The 22,177-nt window shown below is 44.1% G+C and carries 6 protein-coding genes; 2 read left to right on the top strand and 4 right to left on the bottom strand.

From position 1 onward, the window contains the following. The 3 genes from G4420_RS21000 to G4420_RS20990 all read right to left on the bottom strand — a co-directional run. The coding region (locus G4420_RS21000) for a PKD-like domain-containing protein (RefSeq protein WP_163325912.1) at nucleotides 1-16,195 on the bottom strand (16,195 nt) is incomplete at its 3' end. A 97-nt stretch (nucleotides 16,196-16,292) separates the two neighbouring features. Next, complete coding sequence (locus G4420_RS20995) at nucleotides 16,293-17,216, bottom strand: PorP/SprF family type IX secretion system membrane protein (RefSeq protein WP_262485558.1); 924 nt, start codon at nucleotides 17,214-17,216, stop codon at nucleotides 16,293-16,295. A gap of 335 nt (nucleotides 17,217-17,551) precedes the next feature. Then, entirely contained in the window at nucleotides 17,552-18,772 is a 1,221-nt protein-coding gene (locus G4420_RS20990) for a dipeptidase (protein WP_163325910.1), read from the bottom strand. Nucleotides 18,773-19,013: 241 nt separating this feature from the next. Between G4420_RS20990 and G4420_RS20985 the strand changes: the two genes are divergently transcribed. Both G4420_RS20985 and G4420_RS20980 read left to right on the top strand, forming a co-directional pair. Beyond that, on the top strand, nucleotides 19,014-20,090 hold the full coding sequence (locus tag G4420_RS20985) for a DUF3810 domain-containing protein (protein ID WP_163325909.1): 1,077 nt from the start codon (nucleotides 19,014-19,016) through the stop codon (nucleotides 20,088-20,090). Between the two features lie 93 nt (nucleotides 20,091-20,183). Beyond that, nucleotides 20,184-21,020: an MBL fold metallo-hydrolase gene (locus G4420_RS20980; RefSeq protein ID WP_163325908.1), complete on the top strand. Its 837-nt coding sequence runs from the start codon at nucleotides 20,184-20,186 to the stop codon at nucleotides 21,018-21,020. A 62-nt stretch (nucleotides 21,021-21,082) separates the two neighbouring features. Here G4420_RS20980 and rlmN read toward each other — a convergent pair whose 3' ends face one another. Then, nucleotides 21,083-22,105 (bottom strand): 23S rRNA (adenine(2503)-C(2))-methyltransferase RlmN, encoded by a 1,023-nt coding sequence (rlmN, locus tag G4420_RS20975; RefSeq protein ID WP_163325907.1) that lies wholly within the window; start codon nucleotides 22,103-22,105, stop codon nucleotides 21,083-21,085. Nucleotides 22,106-22,177 lie beyond the last annotated feature (72 nt).

The raw sequence follows: 22,177 nt of genomic DNA, 5'->3' as shown, positions 1-22,177 counted from the left end.
AAGAAACAGTAAAACTTTCCACACAGAAGTTGTCGATTACCGGAGCCGGTACTGTTACCTCGGCATCGCATAAATCGGTTTCGGCTGATACGCTGATGTCTGATGCAGTGGCATCAGGACAAGTCACATCAAATCTTGGTTGGTCGATGTTTTTAATCCAAATACGGATCGTACATTCAGCTGAGTTTCCGGCAATATCGTAAAGCGTATAGGTAACTGTTGTAATGCCCACATTTAGTTCGGCATCGCTTACATAATTGATACCTGTAGCAGAACTGCTGCCTGTTGTAGCTCCCGATAAGGTATAAACCAATCTGTCGATTCCGCAGATATCGTAGATAGTTGGATCTGGTACGTTAATGCTTAGCTTGCTACAACCGTCGCCGGATACAAAATCTTCAAACAGATCGGGATTGGCTGCATCCGAACTTACCGGGCAGGTTAAAGTTGGAGGCACATCATCGCGTACGGTGAAGCTAGCTGTGGTTTCAGCAAAGTTTCCGCAGTCGTCGGTTACGGTAAAGGTTACTGTAATGGTATTATCTATACCACTGCGTACCCATGTTTGACCGGCTCTGTTATCTGTCCAATCCAAATCGGTATCGCAGTTATCAGTTGCACGGGCACCGCCATGATCGGCCAGCCAGTTCAGGAAATCGGCATTTGTTGCCGGGTCCTCGGCATCACAATCTGAAATTCCGTTGGAGGCTTCAGGAGAGATTACCGGATCGGTAGTATCGTTAATGGTAATTTTCTGCGTACAGGTAACGGAATACAGACCGCAAACATCGGTAGCTTTATATGTACGTGTAATTACTTCCGGACAGGTATTTCCATCGCTTTCATCTCCTTCGTGTGTTATGGTTACCTGCCCACAGATATCGGTTATGGTTACCGCATTAATATCGGCTGCCGGCACATCATCAATACATTCAACGATAATATCGGCCGGACAGGTGATTACCGGAGGGATATTTACCATTATGGTAATAAACTGATCTTTTGAAGTTACATTTCCGCAATTATCGGTAAGGGTCCAGGTCCGGGTAATGATAATGGTACCACAGTTATCTGCTGTTGAAGTTGCATCGCTGTACAACGCTTCCAATCCTGTTGAACAGTTGTCGCTTTCGTCGGTAACATCTCCGGTTATGGAAGGCGATGCATTGTAATTACAGTTGGCATCTTTATAAATGGTAATATCGGCCGGTGCAGTAAAAGTTGGCGGTTCTTCGTTATCAAGTACGGTAATGGTTTGTTTCTTGGTCGTCGTATTTCCACAATCGTCGGTCAGGGTCCAGGTACGGGTAATAATTTCTTCACCTTCACAATCTCCCGGCAATACTACATCTGTGTATGTAGCGTTAAGCCCGCTGGTAGCACAATCATCAGCTTCGTCGGTAACATCTCCTGTTACACTTACCGAGGCGTCGTAATCGCAATTAGCATCTTTAGAAATAATCTTATCGGAAGGCACGGTAAATGTAGGAGGATTCAAATCAATTGGGCGTATTACAGCAGGCGATTCGCTACATATGGTATTCTCACTTACGTTACCAACAGGAGTTGGATCGCAAAGATCTGCCGTAACATAACGTACCTGAATGCTGTAACCAGGTGAACAATTATGAGCTGTTGGCGGGATATTCTGTTGTCTCCATCCATTTCCATCACCAAAATTATATTCGATGTTAAATCCATCTACTGTTGGAGGAGGTGTAACTACAATCGGTCCGCAACCTGCATTAACGGTAGGAGTAGGCGCTTGCGGGAATACCACAAAATTGGCCGAACCGGTACATCCTCCGGATGGTGTTTCGTAGGTGGCCACGTAACATCCCGGAGTGGTAGGTGTAAATACTCCGTCATTGGTTATGGTTCCGCCACCGCTAACTGTCCAGGTACCTCCTTCGGTAGCGTCTGTCATGGTAAAGGTTACATCTCCACCTCCCACACAGGCATTAACCGTTTGCACTACAGGATATTCGTATACGAAAACCAGAAGGTCGGTGGCCGATCCCGGACATCCTGCAATATACATGGTTAAGGTATAAGTAGTTGAGGTTCCCGGATAAACCACTACCGGCGAACCGGTTACACCAAGCGGAATTTCTTCAACAGGTCCCCAAACATAGGTTACATCAGGTGGTGGAGATGGCAAGGTAATGTTATCGATGGCCCAGGCACTACATGCACCCGGACTGTTAAAATTAAAACGGATTCGTAAATTGTCCATTCCGATATAAGGTGACAGATCAAGTTCTATCGGATTAACAACATTCACCGCTCCGTCGTTTAATTTACCTGTGTAGCTTGCCAGTTCAATGCCATAGGTATCGCCGCCATCCAGCGAAAGTTCAACTTTTGCCCAGGCTCCCGGAGCAATGTTATAGGCATGGTCGAAAGTAAGCTCAGCAGACGACATGGTGGATAACAACTCAAAAATTGGCGTTTCCATCCACGAATACATGTCTTCACCGTGTACAATGGCAAATTTCTTTCCTTCTGTTCCGGCATCGTATAGTTCTCCACAGAATTCTTTTGGCCCGTTGGTTTCAGCAAATGGGCTTTCTTTTTCGTTATCACCCGAAGCCGGGAACGGATGCAGAATTACGCTATCCTGCCAGATTCTCCATCCTTTTGGGTTCGCCGTATTAAAGTGTCCGCCTGCAATAATGCTAAAGGTATCGGCAACTACATCAACGGTTCCATACAGGGTTACCGGTTCTCCGGAACAAGCATTTCCGCCTACCTGAGTAATTACCGGTTTGAAAGAAGGAATTACGGTAACACGTGCCACTGCCGAATAAAATGGGTCGCAGGTGCCGTTTTGCACTAATACTGAGAACAGGGTTGTATTCGGAAGGTTGTTATACGTGTATGAAGCGCCGGTATGCGGAATGGTATCCCAGGTTTGGCCGCCATCGTAAGAAGCTTCCCATTGAACAATGTTACCCACATAATCGATCAGGGTTAATATTCCGGTATTTTCTCCAAAAGTATCAGTACAGGTTGTAGAAATGGCCGGCGATAAAATACCCGGATCTGCTAAATTGTCAATTGTTATAGAACCACTTTCGGAAACATTCAGACACGATCCGGTTGTATTTACGGTATAATTGAATGTTCCTGAAACAGAAGGAGTACCTGAGATGGTATAAACACCACCGCTTTCGGTAAAGCTAACTCCGGCAGGTAACTGACCGGTAAGTACAAGCGTTCCTGCTGAGCCGCCACCCGAATAAGTAATTGGCGTAATTGGTGTATTTATACATACTGTTTGGTTTGGATCTCCGCTGTCAAGAGATATGGTCGCATCAGGTTGTACGGTAATGGTACCCGATAGCGAAGGATTTTCGCAGACTGCACCACTGGTGGTAACAGTAAAGTTAAAAATTCCATCTTCGGTTGGTGTTCCGCTAATGGTAAATAGTCCGGTTGCACTATTATAAACTCCTGTTACTCCTGCAGGTAATGAACCTGAAGTAATACTTGCGTCTGTTGCACCTCCTCCAATACTATAAGTAATATTTGATAAAGGTGTATTAATACAAAGTGTTGGATTGGCATTTCCTCCGGCCAGACTTATGGTTCCATCTTCATTAATGGTTATCGTACCGCTAATGGATGGATTTACACAAGTGCTCCCGGTAGTGGTAACTGTATAACTGTAGGTACCTGTTTCAGTTGGTGTACCGCTAATAGTAAATTCGTTTGTGCTGCTATTGTAGCCACTTGTTAAACCGGCAGGTAAATCACCGCTTAAGCTTGCACCACCGGCCGAACCGCCAATGGCAAAAACAATATCGACAATGGCATCGCCTTCGCAAATTGTTTGATCTTTATTGGCCGGATCGCTTATGGTTCCGTCGCTGCCAATCGTTAACGTTGCACCGGATGAAGTGATTGAATTACAGTTAAAACTTCCGGCTCCATCAATAACTACATCATAAACGCCTGCATCAGCTGAAGTGATATTACTTAAAGAATAACTTGACGATGTGGCTCCTGAAATATTCACACCATCTTTTCTCCACTGGTAAGTAAGAGCAGCACCATTTGCCCCGGCCACCACGGTAAAGATGACATTTTCGCCTTCGCAGTTAGTTTTTGATGTAGGCTGAGTAGTGATGGTAATGGCGGCGTCCACATTTAAAGTTACCGTGCTTGATTGTACGGTTGGACATTCGTTTGCACCACTTACCACCACATAATAACTGTCGTCATCGGCCAGTGTAACGGCAGCAAAGCTTAAAGTTGGCGAGTCTGTTCCGATCGGTGTACTGCCTTTATACCATTGGTAGCTCAGGTTACTTCCACTGGCAACAACACTTAATGTAGTCGGATTACCCACGCAAACGCCTGTATTTACAGGTTGAGAGGTAATTGTTACTTTGCGGTAAATGGTAATGGTTGTGCTTTCGCTTACCGGTCCGCAAGGCGCAGCAGGATTATCAGAGGTAAGTGTCAGGGTTACTGTACCGGCTGCAATTTCGGCACCTGTTGGAGTGTATGTTGCGTTTAAATCTGTATTATTTGAGAAGGTACCTGCTCCACCTGACCACGTACCAGTGCTTACTCCTCCGGTAATGCTACCGTTTAAGGTTATCGTTTCGTCAGAACAATAGGGGCCATAAGTTCCGGGATCGACTGTTACCTTAGGATTAATGGTGATTACCACATCAGCAGAAACAGCTTCGCAAGGACCGGCAGGATCATCGGTAGTCAATGTTAGTGTTACTGTACCGGCTGCAATCTCGGCAGCACTTGGAGTATATGTTGCCGTTAAGGTGGTATTGTTCGGACTGAATGTTCCGGTGCCACCACTCCAGGTTCCGGTGGTAGCCGCACCACCAACCGATCCGTTTAGGATCACATCCGAATCTTCACAAATGGTTTGAGGCGAACCGGCGTTAACCGTTGCCACCGGATTGATCGTTATAACAACATCAGCAGAAACGGCATCACAAGGTCCGGCAGGATCATCCGTAGTAAGTGTTAGTGTTACTGAACCGGCTGCAATCTCGGCAGCACTTGGAGTATATGTTGCAGTTAATGTAGTATTGTCTGGATTAAATGTTCCGCCGCCACCGCTCCAGGTTCCTGAGGTAGCCGCTCCTCCAACCGATCCGTTCAGGCTTACATCCGAACCTTCACAAATGGTTTGAGGCGAACCAGCATCAACCGTTGCAACAGGATTGATCGTTATAACAACATCAGCAGAAACGGCATTACATGGTCCTGCAGGATCATCTGTAGTAAGCGTTAGTGTTACTGTACCGGCGGCAATCTCGGCTGCACTCGGAGTATATGTTGCATTTAATGTGGTGTTGTCTGGATTGAATGTTCCGCCACCGCCACTCCAGGTTCCTGCAGTAGCTGCTCCACCAACTGATCCGTTGAGGCTCACATCCGCATCTTCACAAATGGTTTGTGGAGAGCCGGCATTAACTGTTGCAACCGGATCTATTGTTATAATCACATCGTCAGAAACCACTGAACAAGGTGCTACATGATCGGTACTGCTTAAGGTTAAGGTAACCGAACCCGTTGAAATATCATTAGTTCCGGGGGTATAAACGGCATTTAAAGCGAATTCATTATCAAAGGTTCCGTCTCCACTTGTTGTCCATTCACCTGCGGTAGCACCACCGCTAACTGAGCCGGCAAGGGTTAGTGTACCGTCGGCACATATAGTTGCCTCCGAACCCGCATCAACCAAAGGAAGTGGATTTACGGTTATGGTTACAGAACCCGAAATAATTTCAGGACAAGCGGGAGCATTGGTATATTCTACACTCTCAAGGTTATAAACCGTATTGGCAGTTAAAGCTGCAGTAGCAAAGGAAACAGAACCGCTACCATCAATTTGAATAGTTTGGCTTGTGCCGCCATCAATAGTATAAGTTACTGTTGTATTTGGTGTTCCTGTAAATGTTACCTCTGATGCAGAACCCGAACAAATAGGATTTGCCCCTGATACTGAAATGCTTGCCGTTGGTTCCGGAAGTATGGTTAGTATTAAATCATCAGATTCTGCTCCGCAAGTACCACTCGGATCATCAGTTGTAAATGTAAGTATTACAGAACCGGCTGATCGATCGGCAGCACTTGGTGTATAAATTGCTCTTGTTTTAAAAATATTACTAAATGTTCCTGAACCGGAGGTTGTCCAGAATCCGACATTTTTATTGGCTGCACCGCCAGCAGTACCTTCAACATCAATACTCGCATCGCTAAAACATATCTGTTGATCCGCCCCGGCATTGGCAGTGGCAAAATCACCAATGGAAACTTCTAAACCAGCACTTTCCAGACTACTTCCGCAAGCATTCGTTGCAATTACTGAAACATAATAAATCCCCTCAGAAGCAGCGCTTATGTCAACAGAGATGGTATTTGTACCCGCTCCTGTAGTGATAACCCAATCGCCTGGTAAATTCCAATCATAGCCTGTAGCATTCGGGACAGCAGTGACCGTATAATTTAACAAAGAGGCGACGGAACATACCGACTGAGGCCCCGTTGGAATTTCAGGAGTAGCAGTTATTGGTGCATCAACATTAATGGTGTAGAATGCTGTAGCGGTAGCTGTACCACACGAGTTGTTGCTTGTTACGGTCATGGTTAAGGTAACGGCATTTCCTTCATCACCGGCAGCAGCGGTATAGGTTGGGGTTAAGGTATTCGCACCTGCTGTTATTGAGCCTGCCCCATTCTCTGTCCAGACTATTGTTCCGTTTGCAGCACTTGCTTCCCCTGCAGTAAGCGTATAGTTTGCATCCGAACAGATAGCCATAGTTCCTCCGGCAGATGCTGTTGGAAGTGGCTCAACCGTCATGGTTACAGCATCGGTTGCCGGATTACCTGAAACACAAGCTTCATCGGAAGTTAACTCTACAGAAATAATTTCTCCATCATTTGGCGTATAAACAAATGTGGCACTATTGGTACCGGCATTCACTCCATCTACTTTCCATTGGTAAGTTGGATTACTTCCCCCGTTTGTAGGAGTTGCCGTATAAGTTACTGCTGTTCCTGTACATACCGGATTATTATCGGCATCAATGCTCACACTCACCGGTAAGATTGGATTAACCGTCATGGTTATTCCATTGGAAGTAGAAGGATTATCGCTGGTACATGTTTCACTTGAAGTCATCACAACCGTAACCACATCGTTATCGCTCAATGTTGTACTGGTAAAAGTCGGGCTATCTGTACCTACCGGAGTTGTTCCATTGAGGTACCACTGGTAACTTGGTGATGAACCACCGTTTGTTGGAGTTGCTGTAAAGGTTACTGCTGTTCCGTCACAAATTGAGTTGAGATCTTCTGCAATACTTACACTCACCGGCAGGTTCGGATAAATTTCCATGGTAACCGGATTGGAAGTAGCCGGATTTCCGGAAGTACAGGTTTCATCTGAGGTCATCACAACCGTAACCACATCGTTATCACTCAACGTTGTACTGGTAAAGGTCGGACTATCTGTACCTACATCAACTCCATTAACTTTCCATTGGTAACTTGGTGATGATCCGCCATTTGTGGGCGTTGCAGTAAAGGTTACCGCCGTTCCATCACAAACTGAGTTGAGATCTTCTGCAATACTTACACTCACCGGCAGATTCGGATTAACCTCCATGGTAATCGGATTGGAAGTAGCCGGATTATCAACTGCACAAGTTGCATTAGAAGTTAAAACAACTGTAACGATATCATTATCCTGCAAAGTGGTGGTACTGAAGGTCGGACTGTTCGTTCCAACATTAGTACCGTTAACTTTCCATTGATAGACTGGATTAGAACCTCCGTTTGTGGGTGTGGCAGTGAAGGTTACCTCTGTTCCTTCACATATTGAATTTATATCTTCGCTAATACTTACACTTACCGGTAAGTTTGGATTAACGTTCATCGTAATTTCATTACTGGTAGCCTCAGGTCCCGGACAGGAAGCACTGGAGCTTACCACAACTGTAACCTTGTCGCCATCAGCAAGCGAAGTGGTAGTATAGGTGTTACTGTTAGATCCAACAGGTGTTGTACCATTCAGATACCACTGGAATGTTGGAGTTGGCCCGCCATTTACAACCGGATCAGCCGTAAAGGTAACCGATGTGCCTTCGCAAATGTTATTGGCCGATTCGTAAATGGTAACAGAAGGAACATTTAACGGATTTACCGTCATGGTAACTATATTACTTACCGTAGTGCCCAAACATGGAGTGCCGGCTGTGGTAGTTACCTCAAAAGTAACTTCATCGCCGTTGCTCAGCGTTGCGGAGCTGAATGTTTTACCACCGGTTTGCTCTGTAACACCATTTACTTTCCATACCAGTGTTGGGTTGGTTCCGGCATTGGCCGTATCAGCTGTAAAGGTTACGATATCCCCTTCACAAATTGTGGTAAAATCAGCAGATATACCTGCCGTGGTAATTGGTTCAACAATAAGGGTAACCGATTGACCAACAATAGGCGTAGAGCAATCGGGACTGGACTGATAAGCTACATTTACCAGGTTATAAATAAATGTTCCGGTTGCATTAATGGTTGCCGGCACCGTTTCAGAATCGTTTGCCGGAATATCAACTGTAAAGTTGGTTCCGCCATCGATATTATAGGATATAGTAACCGGTAAATCCATGGGGTTGGTAAAAATAATATCTGCAGTTCCGGCATTATCACATACTGTTCCTCCTCCGCTAATAGTAGCTGTTGGTGTTGGATTTACCGTAACATTTACATTAAAGGTAGTTGGCCCACATGTTCCGGCACTGGCGCTTACCACGTAGGTAACCACTTGGGCGTCGCTCGAAGAATTTGTCAGCGTTCCGTTGATATCGGATGACGGTGTTGCATTGGCCACTCCTCCACTCACACCTGCAGGCATGCTCGGAGCAGTCCAGGTGTATGTTGTACCTGAAGGAACAATTCCGTTAGTACTGTTTTGTGGTATAATACTAAATGCTGTGCCACTGCATACCGTTGTATTTATATCTGTAATTGCAGGCGTTGGATTCACTGTAACAATTACATTGAATTTTATTCCGGCACATGATCCGGATGTCGGAATAACCTCATAAGTTGCCGTACGTGGCGTATTGGTTGGATTGGTTAATATTCCCGAAATCTCAGTTTGATCCGTTCCTGCCTGTCCACCGGTAATTCCTCCTGTTACCGTTGGTGCAGCCCAGGAGTAAGTTGTTCCTGCCGGAACAACACCATTTGTTCCATCTTCAGGTGTTATGGTAAATGGTTCCCCGCTGCAAATGGTTTTGGTAATTGGGTTTATAGCCGGTAAAGGATCTACAATAACGGTTAAAACAAAAGGATCACCATCACAACCTGCCGAAACAGGCGTAACCGTATAACGGGCCTCCAAAGGCGTACTGCCGGAATTAAATAAAGTACCGCTAATGGTACTTGCTCCGCTACCAGCCGTTCCACCTGAAACACCGGCATCCATATCCGGTGCCGACCAACTGTAAGTTGTTCCATCCGGTACAATAGCACCATCAACACCGTGTTCTGGTGCAAATGAAAAACCGGAACCGCTGCATGCATTTATTTCACTGGCATTAACCGTAGCGGCCGGATTAACTGTAACCGCCACCTCAAAGTCGGCTCCCGAACAAATTCCATTGCTCGGACTTACAGTATAAATAGCAGTTAACGGATCTTTTGTTGTATTGATAAGTGTTCCGGTAATGCTTCCGGCTGGTGTAGTATTTTCAGCACCTCCGGTAAGACCGGCAGGTAAACTTGGTGCAGACCAGGTATATTGTGTTCCGGAAGGTACAATACCATGGGTAGAATTAACTGGTTTTACTTCAAATTCCTGATTGCTGCATACCGTTTTTGGTATATCATTAATGTCAGGTTCAGGTGTAACATTCACCTTAACCAGGAATACTTCGCCCAAACATCCGCTATAGCTTGGGTATACTGCATAGGTTACGGTTTGCACCGTATTGCTTGAGTTCCCCAGTGTTCCTGTTATAGAAGTCCCAACACCATCAACTGCTCCGGTAACTCCTCCAGTATTCGACTGAATATTCCAGTCGTAACTTGTTCCTGCAGGTACAACACCATTTATTACATCTATAGGCGTAGCATCGAAAGATCCGCTGTTACAGATTGTTAGTGTAGTATCGTTGATTTGCGGTGTTGGATTAATGGTAATGGTAGTTGTTGCCGACGGCCCCACGCAACCGTTTGCTGTTGGAGTAACCGTAAAGGTAACCGGCACAGGAGCACTGGTAAGATTGGTTAAGGCTCCGTTAATCTTACTTCCTGATCCCGGAGATGGAATACCGGAAACAATGTCGGTATTGTCACGAGTCCAGGTAAATGTTGTATTTGGCGTAGTACTGGTAAGAACTATTTCACTTATGGTTACTCCGGAACACCTCGATCCGTTGTTATCGGTAATGGTGGCAACCGGTATGGGGTTAACAGTTACCCGCGCCTGAATCGGATTGCCCGGACAACCTGCAGCTTCGGGCGTAATGGTAAAGGTTACGATAACTGGCAAAGCTGTTGTATTGGTAAGCGCTCCACTAATGTCTCCTGATCCACTGGCAGCAATTCCGGTTACTGATGTGGTATTATTCCTTGTCCAGCTAAAAGTGGTGCCTGATATACCATTCGTAGTCCCAAGTATAATCGTTGTTATATCATTTCCTGAACAGATCGTTTGATTTTGAGGTGTCGCATCGGCAATAGGTTCCGGATCAACGGTTATGGTTGCCGTTTGTGAAGAAATTCCTATTAAACAATTCGGACTGCTCTGATAAGCGGCACTTACCAGGTTATAATTAAAAGTTCCCGGTGTAGTAGTTGGTGCCGTAATTGTGGCAGTGCTGTTTGCTTCAACATCAATGGTGTAAGTCGTGCCCGAACCATTAATGTTATAAGCTACTGTAAGCGCTAATCCCATGGGATTATGAAAGGTTATTACAGGCTCTGCATCTTCATAACAAACAGTAGTTGTACCTGTTATTGTCGCTCTTGGCGTAGGATTTACGGTAACGGTATAGGTGTACGGTGTTCCCACACATCCGTTGGCAGTTGGGGTAATCGTAATGTTGGCATTTATCGGAGCATCGGTGTTGTTGGTCGCTGTAAATGCTGAGACAGCACCGTTTCCGCTGGCACCTAAACCAATAGCTGGGTTATCGTTATCCCAGGTAAAAGTAGTACCGCTAACAGGTCCTGTTGGCTGAAGCGATCCAACTGTTTGCCCATTACAATATACAACGTCGCTGATAGGATTAACCGTAGGCGTTGGATGTACGGTAATTGTTACCGAAGAAGGATCTGTATTCGCACAGCTTACGCCTGAGGCATAATGTACCTGTACCAGATTGTAAACGTAAGTTCCGGCAACTCCTGTGGGTTGAGTAACCGACCTGAAACTATTGCCGGCAATATCCATTGTTATATCACCACCACCGTTAATGTTATAGGTTACTACCACAGCATCTGCCATTTCATTTGTGAAAGTAACCGTTGGTGCAGGTGCTTCGTTCTGACAAACCGCAGTCGTGCCGGTTATTGTTGCGGTTGGCGTTGGACGAACGGTAACCGTTACCGCAGCAGTTGCCGTACAATTATTATTATCTGTAACTGTTACCGAATAACTTCCACTTTCTGCAGTGGTAACATCATTGATTACCGGATTCTGTTCTGTTGATGTAAATCCGTTTGGCCCGGTCCATGAATAAGTATAATTCGTTGTTCCTCCTGATGGTGTAGCTGATAAAATCAGATCATCGCCTTGACAGATCACAGGATCTGAGCTGGCTGCAATCGTAAGAAGATCCGGAATTGTTATTTGATAGCTGCATTTCGCCTCATTACCCGCTGCATCAGCAACAGTATATTCGATGGTAGTCGTTCCCCTGCTGAAAGTGTAAGTTCCGATTGGTGTTGTTCCTGAATCATTTGTCGCCCCACTCATTGTCCAGCTGAAGCTTGTCACTCCGCAGTTATCATCGTAGCTTGGCGCTGCCACATTTATAACACCTGTACAGGCGGAATTTCCGGTGGCGGTGTAGGACGCAATACAGCTGATCGTCGGATTTTCGTTATCGCTTACTACTACATCAAAACTGCAGGTGGCAGTGTTTGATGCGTTATCTGTAATTGTCCAGACTACCGTGGTTGTTCCCAGTGGGAAGACGGCGCCGGCCAAGGTGGCTCCTCCGTTAAAGTCGTTCACTACGCTGGCTACTCCACAGTTATCGCCCGTTGCCGTTGGGTCAAACTCAGTGCCTACAACTGTATAGGTACATACTCCGGCATCTGAATCTTTTGACTGGTTGCCTACGCAGCTGATCGTCGGATTTTCGTTATCGCTTACTACTACATCAAAACTGCAGGTGGCAGTGTTTGATGCGTTATCTGTAATTGTCCAGACTACCGTGGTTGTTCCCAGTGGGAAGACGGCGCCGGCCAAGGTGGCTCCTCCGTTAAAGTCGTTCACTACGCTGGCTACTCCACAGTTATCGCCCGTTGCCGTTGGGTCAAACTCAGTGCCTACAACTGTATAGGTACATACTCCGGCATCTGAATCTTTTGACTGGTTGCCTACGCAGCTGATCGTCGGATTTTCGTTATCGCTTACTACTACATCAAAACTGCAGGTGGCAGTTCCACAACTATTAGTAGCTGTAACCGTTACAGTAGTTGTTCCAAGATCAAAAGAAGAACCAGTTCCCGTTCCGCTACCGCTGCCGGATGTTGATCCCGAGAAGGAATAGGTCAAACCTGGCACTGGAGCACCATCGGCTTCAACAGTATAATTAACATTGGCGGCACAAGTTCCTGCGATTGTGTTGGCTGGTATAGCTGCGGCCGGACAAGTGGTAAATGTGGGAGGTGTATTTACGGTAATAGTTACGGTGGCATTTGCCGTAAACCCATTTCCATCTGTAACGGTAACACCATATTCTCCGGCATAAGCTGTTGTTGCGCTTGTGCGGGTAGGATTTTGATCTGTCGACGTAAATCCATTGGGGCCGGTCCATACGAAGGAAAAAGGTGCATCGCCGACAGGAGTTGCTGTTAAATCAATATCATCCCCTGTGCAAACGGTGCTTTGATCTGCTCCTGCAGTTACCGTAGGATTATCAGCCGTTATTCCGGTAATGTTAAGATCTCCACTAAGCCCGTTAAATGAAATTGTATTTCCTGCTGCCAAATTGCCTTTTGTCCAGGGTAAAGAACCGTTCCAGGCACCAGCTTTTATTTCAGATTCTGTCCCAGTTATATCAGAAGCATTATAATCAGCTGTGAAAGTATAATCAGGATTTGTAATTCCTGTTAAATCCACCGACCAGTAACGCGACAGATAATTAACATCACTTTCGTTGTTTGCAAACTTGCCATCAGTAGTAGTAACTTTTATTGAGGCATCTGAGGCATAAGAGTCTGCAGTAATAGTAATCTCAACAGGAATTTCATTACCGTTACCATCACTTAGATTAAAGGTATAAGTTCCGTTTGCATCTATAATTCGGGTAATTTCAAGTTCTGTTTGATTTGATGTCGTAATATTGGGGATATCTATAGCACTAACAATGTGATAAGTGCTGGCTGTTCCATCTCCAAAATGAAATTCACCATTTGTAATCGTTTTCGTTCCACTGCCATCTACTTCTGCAATAGCCAAATCTACTGCGGTACCAGATGTGCTGTTGGCATTAATGATATTTATAGTTCCTGCTGTAAAACTAAAAGCACCTTGTTGCGTAACATTTAAAGCCCCGGTTCCTGAACTTCCATTCCCTATTGTGGCCAGGTTTATTGTACCTCCTGAAATATTGATTCCTGATGGCACTCCTGTTACCAAAGTACCTCCCGCTGAATTTTCCAAACGCCCTGCTATGTTTACTGTTGTACTAACGCCTGACACCTCAAACGCACCATCGGTTTGAGTATGCACGCTATTACCCGCACTATTGCCAAAGTTAGCAGTCCCGGAAGTAACCCGAATCAGCCCTTCATTGGTAATGGTATAGTCTCCCGTAGTTAAGGTTGCACCATTTACATGAATTCCGGCTGCTCTAAGTATATCAAAATCCGAGTTTAAGGTGTAAGTTCCGCTTGTTAGTTTAAGCAAACCGCTGGTAAATGTATAGCTCCCCAATGAAACTGCTCCAACTGAATTTATTTCAAGTTCCGTGGTTACATCCGTCCCCTTATTCAAAATAAAGTTATTAAAGGTTGTAGCCGAACTGCCACTAATGGCTGCATTGCTGGCCCCTTTAAACTCAACCGTTCCTGTCCCAGCAGTAAATGTTCCATTATTGGTCCAGTTACCATAGTTAGTTATTGTTCCAGATCCAACAGTTAAGGTACCATTATTTATAAGGTTTCCATCTATTTGAAGATTGTTGCCTCCAATTAACAGTGTTCCATTATTTGTAATATTAACCGCGGTACGATTATCAGTAAGCGTAATGGTTGCACCAGATACAATTTCCACATCATCAGTCGGCCCGGGAGCGACACCCCCATCCCATGAACTACCATCGTTCCAATTTCCTCCGGTAGCAGTTGATACGAATAACCCTGCGGTTCCCATCCCCGATTTCAAAATAACCTCATCCGCTTCAACGTTAATTATATGCTCGGCCAATCCACGATTTCCGTTAACATCGGTAATTTCATAAACCCGGGTAAGGGTGTAGGGGCAGTCCGGATTGCTTTTCGATTCGGAAGCCAGGCGGAAACTTGAATAATAAATTTGACAATTGTCACGCACTGTACCGCCTGCATTGGCGAATTCAGACCAGGTGGAATAAGCAGCCGGGATAGATTGTCCGCAATCTCGTTGAATAGTTGCAGGAGCATTTAGCACCGGCGCCTGATTATCGGATACCAAAATGCTAAAATCAAAGGACAATAAACGAACACCATTCTCGTAAACCATTACAGTATAGTCGCCATCGCTTAAGGTGCTTTGGTCTTCAGCTCCCTGCACAATGCCACTTCCGTTTTGTGTCGACCATACAAAACTTACTATTCCTGATGTACCATTTACGGTCAGGTCAACCATTCCGGTTCTGCTGCCTTTACAACTAACATCGGTTTTCGAGAATAAGATTTCGGCCTGCGTTTCTGCTCCGGGCTCTAAAAGTACTTCCGGTTCGGTCGATTCATGTGTGGCTTCATAAGCCATTCCTTCTCCTGTTACCTCAATTACATGCTTAACTTCGCTTACATTGCCATCATCATCCGAAATACTATAGGTACGTGTTACTTTGTATGGGCAGGTTATACCGCTGCTGGTTTGGCCCACGTACCTAAAACTACCGTAATTAACCGAACAGTTGTCATTGGCACTTCCGCCAGCCTGTTCAAATTGTTCCCATGTTGTGAAAGCATCCGGTACCGGTTGTCCACATTCACTTTCCGAATCCGGTGGCGCAATCAGTTGCGGTGCTTCAGCATCGGTAACAGTTACAGTAAAACTATGAACCGCCGTATTTACTCCATCGCTAATTCGATATTCAACCAGGGTTGATCCAACAGGGAACTGTTGACCTGAATTGTAATTACTGGTATAAATCAACTGATCCTGAGGTACACAATTATCGGCAGCAGATGGTTCGGTCCAACTCACATTGGCATAACATTCTCCGGACAGATTTCGAACCGTTATGTGTCCGGGAGAGCTGATTAACCGTGGAACCTGGTTATCTGAAACGGTAACAGTAAAGGTGCAGTTAATTGAGTTGTTGTAAAGAGTTGCACCACGATAAGTAATTACTGTTGTTCCCTTGTTAAAAGTATAACTGCCAATTTGGTTGATACCGGAACCGTTTGAAGCGGCTTCGGTTGCACCTGTCATTTCCCAGCTGAGTGTTGAAATGATGCCGTTGGGATCGGAAATGTCTAAACCATTGCTGATAACTGCCACACAGGAATTCAGGTCGGTATATATGGAGATATCTTCCGGACAAACAATGCCAGTTGTATCGTCTTGAGAAGCAGGCTTGTCCGAAATTTCTGAAAGTGATTGGTTTGAAATTGAGGGTGAAACAAAACCCATTACAGAATCTTTTGCAGGAGAGAATGAGGCATAGCTCTCACTACTCACAGCATTGGGTTCTGTAAAACACAGAAAAACAGCCAGCAAAAAGAATGCTGTTTTTAAAGTCTGGTTATGTTTCGATTTGGTCACTAATCAATTCTTTTTTTAAAATAATTTTCGTCTATACATAAATTTCAATTTAACCGTTATACAATCATTTTCGGGTTTGTAATTGAGTCTTTCGTCATTAAAAGTATCTGGACCTTAAATAGCTACGTCCAAAAAAGTCCACATCAAAACCAAACGTAAATTCAAAAGTTCCGTTCTGATATGGGTATATTTCGTTTGTTGTTATGTCCATTGCAAATCCCACCCTAAACTTGTTACTAAACATCCAGTTTCCGGTAAAACATATGGCACCACCGGTACGCCCCAAAACACCTAGCCAAAGTTTTTCGCGGATCATAAAATTGGCAGCCAAATCAATCTGAATTGGCGTACCCCAGGTTGCCTTAACCAGCAATGTGGGTTTAAACACAAAATAATTAAAGGGATCGAGCGGAAACACGTAACCACCGTTCAGGTATATAGTACGTACCTCAGCACTGGTAGAATAGTTGTGGAAATTCTCTTTCAGATCGTTTTCAATAAGTTTGGGAATAGAGAATCCGGCATAAAAATAATCCTGGTAAATAAATATTCCGAAACCGAAATTGGGAAGAAATGATAAATCTACATCTTCATCAAAAGCCCTGTCGTACTTTCCGTCGGGATATAAAATGTATTCGGTAAGCGGGTTCTTATAGTTGGTAAAACCAAATTTCACGCCCATTCGCATACGTGTACGGCGCGATAGGTATACTTCGTAGGCGTAATCGCCCAGTACAGTTAAGCGCTTTTCGCGACCAAAAGTGTCGTTCATGATGTTGAGTCCAACACCAACAGCTTCGTTTCGTAAAGGTGAGTGAAATGAAATGTATTCAGTCAGAGGCGAACGGTTAATCCCGGCCCACTGTTTTCTTACTAAGGTGGTAAAACCTATCTTTTCCCACATTCCTGCATAAGCCGGGTTAATGATTTGGCCATTATACATGTATGAGGTGAAAATAGGATCTTGTTGTGCACCACACCTGAGTGATATTAGCAAGACAAATATCCCTAATACAACAATTCTTTTAATGACGATACAAATTTTCTCTTTACAACTATGGCAAACTACGACAATTTATTAACAAATGCAACTATATGTTGCGTAAAAAGATATTCACAAAGCCCTTAATAAATCAGTACTTTCAGAATTATCTTTGTTAATTTTCCCATATTGGGAAATGTTAATAACTCGGACGGACAAAATAAATTTTAATCCTGTCGTTAATCTTGCCTATTTAATAAAAAGAAAGTGCAAACCTCATCATCAAAAAATGGGGAAAGACGGCCCCTGTGATGATTATATTAAATAGAAGATATATTATCAGTCAAATATAGAATAATTTTCGTTTTTGTCTGTTAATTAACCGAACTCTTTTGGATTACCGCTGAAAATACGCGCAGGAAATTCCCGCCCCAAACTTTGGCAATTTCCTCTTCGGTATAACCACGCTTTAACATTTCGGCTGTGATGTTTGGCATTTGGCTCACATCGGCACAATCGGCCAGTCCGCCGCCGCCATCAAAATCCGAGCCAATCCCAACGTAATCAATTCCTACCAGTTTTTTTACATGATCGATATGATCTACACAATCGGCAACAGTTGGCAACTGCTTGGGATATTTCTCATCCAGTTCGCGCCACTGTCTCCGCACTTCTGCCTGCTCCTCTTCGCTCATTTTTGCAAAACGTGTATTGAAAATTTTTCTTATTTCCTGCTCTTTCTGATAACGAACAGTGGTAGTATCGGGATCTTTAATGTAGTCGTCGAGCAAACAAATCTGAATTACACCACCGTTTTTAGCCAGTGCTTTTATCATATCATCGGTCATGTTTCGCTTATGATTGGCAATTGCACGCACACTCGAGTGCGAAGCAAAAACAGGCACCTTGCTCAGTTCTACCACATCGTAAAATGATTTGTCTGAAATATGCGATACATCGATTAGCATTCCGAGGCGGTTCATTTCTTTCACAACCTCTTTTCCAAAGGGGCTTAATCCGTTAAATTCAGGTCCTTTTTTGTCGGTTGAAGAATCACATACATCATTGTTCGATGAGTGACAGAGTGTTATATAACGAACTCCTTTATTGTAAAACTCCTCTACTCTGTTGAGTTCCTGACCCAGTGGAAATCCGTTTTCCATACCGATGTAAATGGCACGTTTACCTTCCTTTTTTAGGCGAACAACGTCCCCGGGAGTAGTGGCCACTTCGGCCATGCTGTTATAATTTTCGCACACCTCATAAGTTTTCTCAATCATTTTATTCGCCATTTCGTAGGCATTCTGCGTATTCTCTTCGGTGCGTGGCCGCTGACTGGTAAATGCCGCAAAAAATATAGCATCCAATCCACCTTCTTCCATTCTCGGAAAATCAACCCTGCTTCCCGGCGCTTTGTTTGCTACCCCCACATCCAGACTGCCTTCCAACAGCGCCATTGGCGTATCACAATGTGTATCAATTGTTATTGCACGTTTATGTACTTCCATTGCTTTTCCATCTTTACCTTCACAAAATCCATTTAACCCCGCTAACAGTCCCCCAACCATTAGCAAAAAAGAATATGCCTTAATCATTATAAAATGTTTTTTGATTTTAAACTGAAAGCAATTATAACAAATGTATTTTATAATAGGCTGTATTCTGTCAAAAAGAATTTATATTATAATTAAAAATAAATTTTGGTCAATACTATTCTCTCCAAAGAATCAAAAACCCACCACCTATTTTGCATGTCTAACAGCCACGAGCAAAAGTGAAAGAGACGACTGTCCCGAATATCTTTAAATTTTGTCTTGTATATTTACCCGAAAAAAATTGAGAACAGACAGAAAACACAAATGGCTTATTCATCCGGCTTTGGCAGGAATTGTTTTTGCGCTTACACTTTTCCTGCGCCAGTACCCCAACTTTGTTGAAACCTGGTATGCGCAGCGAATCTATCCATTTATAGCTTCACTACTTTCAACCATTTCTTTTGTTTTTCCTTTTTCGCTTGATGATAGTTTTTACGCGATTTTGATCTTAATGCCTGTAGTTCTGATCGTTCAACTATTTACAAAACGTATAAAATGGAAAGCAGCCGGAAAATTTTTGCTGAATACTGTTGCCACAGTATATATCCTGTTTTATGTGCTTTGGGGATTCAACTATTTTCGCTTGCCATTAACCGAAAGACTCGGAATAAAAGACCGGGAACCCGATACGGAGGAATTTGTGCAATTTATGCAGCAGTACATTACTGAACTAAACCAATTACATTGCGATTTTGACACCGTTGACAAAACTGAAATAGATCGCTTAATTGAAGAATCGTACCATCAACTGGCGCCTGTTTTGAAATTCGGATATCCGATGGGCAAACGCCCCGACAAAACAATCACTTTCAGCGGATTTTATGCAAAATCAGGAATCACCGGTTATTTCGGACCATTTTTTAATGAAGTTCATGTAAACAAAAAGATTCTCCCCATCGAATACCCCTATGTTTTGGCACACGAGAAAGCGCACCAGCTGGGCATAACAAGCGAGGCAGAAGCCAATTTTTACGCGTGGCTGGTTTGTTTAAACAGCTCGTCGCAACAAATCAGGTATTCGGCGAAATTGTTTATTTCATTCCATTTTTTCAGGCAGGCCCGGGGTTTGGAAGATTATAAAGAACTTGTTGCTGAAATCTCGCCGGAAGTGCAGGCCGACATCAACAGAATAAGCGAACACTGGAACAAACTGCGTAATGCAACCATGGACAAAACGGCTTCGAAACTTAACGATGCGTATTTAAAACACAACAATATAAAATCGGGAATAAATGATTATACCGGCGTGGTTGACCATGTTATGAACTTTGCGTTAGATTCAGCTTTTCAACAACGTCATGGTCTTGCAACCCGTTAAATTCATTTACTTTTACAGCCAATAACAAAAGTTGGTAGATCCAATACCGGAAAAACTCCGGTCTTCTGACTTCCAGCTTCCAACTAGTATTTTATGAAGCTAATTCCGATTTCTGCCGGTCATTTTCATTGCGATGGAGGAGCCTTGTTTGGCGCCATACCGAAAGTATTGTGGAACAAAGTCTATCCGTGCAACGACGATAATTTCACCAAGCTAACTTTGCGTTGTCTGCTGGTTGAAACCGGTAAACGCAAAATACTTATCGAAACCGGAATTGGAAACCACTACCCCGAAAAACACCTCAGGAACAATGGCGTTACTTCGGTTGACGAACTGGAAAAATCGTTGGCCGAAAAGGGTTTTTCAGCTGCTGATATTACCGATGTATTTTTCACCCACCTGCATTGGGATCACTGCACCGGAGCCGTTAAAAAAGTTGACGGAAAACTGGAGCTGGTTTTTCAGAATGCCACTTTATGGAGCAGCAAGAAGCAGTGGGAACACGCCAAAATTTCGAACCCACGCGAGCAGGCAGCTTTCCATCGGCCGGTGCTGGATTTTATGATGGAATCGGAAAAATTACAACTGATTGAAGAAGAAGGTGATTTTCTGCCAGGATTTGAGATAAGGTTTTTCGATGGCCACACGCCGGGACAAATGCTGCCCATCCTTCACACCGGGAAACACTCTTTTGTTTATACCTCCGATTTGTTTCCTACTGCCGCCAACATTCCATTGCTGTGGGTTTCGGCATACGATCTCGATCCGGTAAAAGTGATGGAAGAGAAAGGAAAATTTCTGAAAGAAGCTGCCGAAAAAGACTATATCCTGTTTTTTGAACACGACTATTACACGGAATGTGCATCGGTGCAGGATACGGAAAAAGGCGTACAACTTAAGGAGAAATTCAGCTTATCAGAATTGGTTTAAAACAAATTTAGAACTAAGATAGCAGTTTTCTGCGATCATCTGTTAATCAGCGTCATCTGCGTTCAGTTTTTCACCAGTTCTTTGGTAGACAACAAACCGCAGGCAGCATAAATATCCTGCCCACGCGAAGCACGTATTGTGGTTAGAATTCCCTTGTTATTCAGTGCATTTTTAAAACGCTGAATAGTTTCTTCTCCCGGGCTTTTAAGCGGCGTTCCCGGAACGGGGTGAAAACGAATCAGGTTAATTCGGCACTTCAACCCACTGAGTAAGCGGGCCAGTTCATCCACATGTTTCTGTGAATCATTCAAGTCTTCAAACAAAATGTATTCGAACGACACACGGCGCTGACGGCCAAAGTCCCAGCTTTTTATTTCCTCAACCACCTCTTCAACCGGGTAAGCCACCTGAACCGGCATAATTTTCTGTCGCTCTTCGTGGAAAGGTGTGTGCAAACTTACTGCCAGGTGTGCCTCACTCTTTTCAAGGAAAGTCAACATTCCGGGAATGATTCCGATGGTTGAAACAGTTATCCGTCGCGGACTCATGGCAAATCCCCATTCCGATGTCAGGATTTCGAGGCTTTTCAAAACTTCTTCAAGATTATCAAAAGGTTCGCCCATTCCCATGTAAACGATGTTGCTCACCTCCTCTACTTCATCGATACTTTTTATCTGGTTAATAATCTCTCCGGCTGAAAGTTGCCCCTGAAAACCTTGTTTCGCCGTAAAACAAAACAGGCATCCCATTTTACATCCCACCTGCGAACTCACACAAACCGTTTTACGGTCACGCTCAGGAATCATTGCGGTTTCGATAAATTTATTCTGAATTGTCGGGAACAAATATTTCCGCGTACCATCGATACTGGCACTTACTTTAGTATAAGGTGTTAAACCAAATTCAAAGCGTTCGTTCAGCAATTCACGGGCTTTTTTCGAGAGGTTGGTCATCTCCTCAATCGAGCTGATCTGCTTTTTATACAACCAATCTGTGATTTGTTTAGCCGTAAATTTTGGCAGCCCCAGCTCTCCCACCAACTCCTGCAATTCCCCTAATGTTTTCCCGAATAATCGCTCCTTCATACGTGTAACTTTGCTGCAAAGATAACGCAAAAAATTTTGCGAGATTTCTTTCAATGAATTCAGAACCTGTTC

Source organism: Draconibacterium mangrovi (genome assembly GCF_010586825.1).
GTDB classification, from domain to species: domain Bacteria; phylum Bacteroidota; class Bacteroidia; order Bacteroidales; family Prolixibacteraceae; genus Draconibacterium; species Draconibacterium mangrovi.
The sequence above is the reverse complement of the archived record's forward strand: the minus strand, read 5'-3'. Positions and strand labels throughout refer to the sequence as shown.

Excerpts from the sequence above, each read along its gene's own strand:
- G4420_RS20990 (WP_163325910.1), bottom strand. The coding sequence starts at position 18,772 with ATGATTAAGGCATATTCTTTTTTGCTAATGGTTGGGGGACTGTTAGCG.
- G4420_RS20980 (WP_163325908.1), top strand. The coding sequence starts at position 20,184 with ATGAAGCTAATTCCGATTTCTGCCGGTCATTTTCATTGCGATGGAGGA.
- rlmN (WP_163325907.1), bottom strand. The coding sequence starts at position 22,105 with ATGAAGGAGCGATTATTCGGGAAAACATTAGGGGAATTGCAGGAGTTG.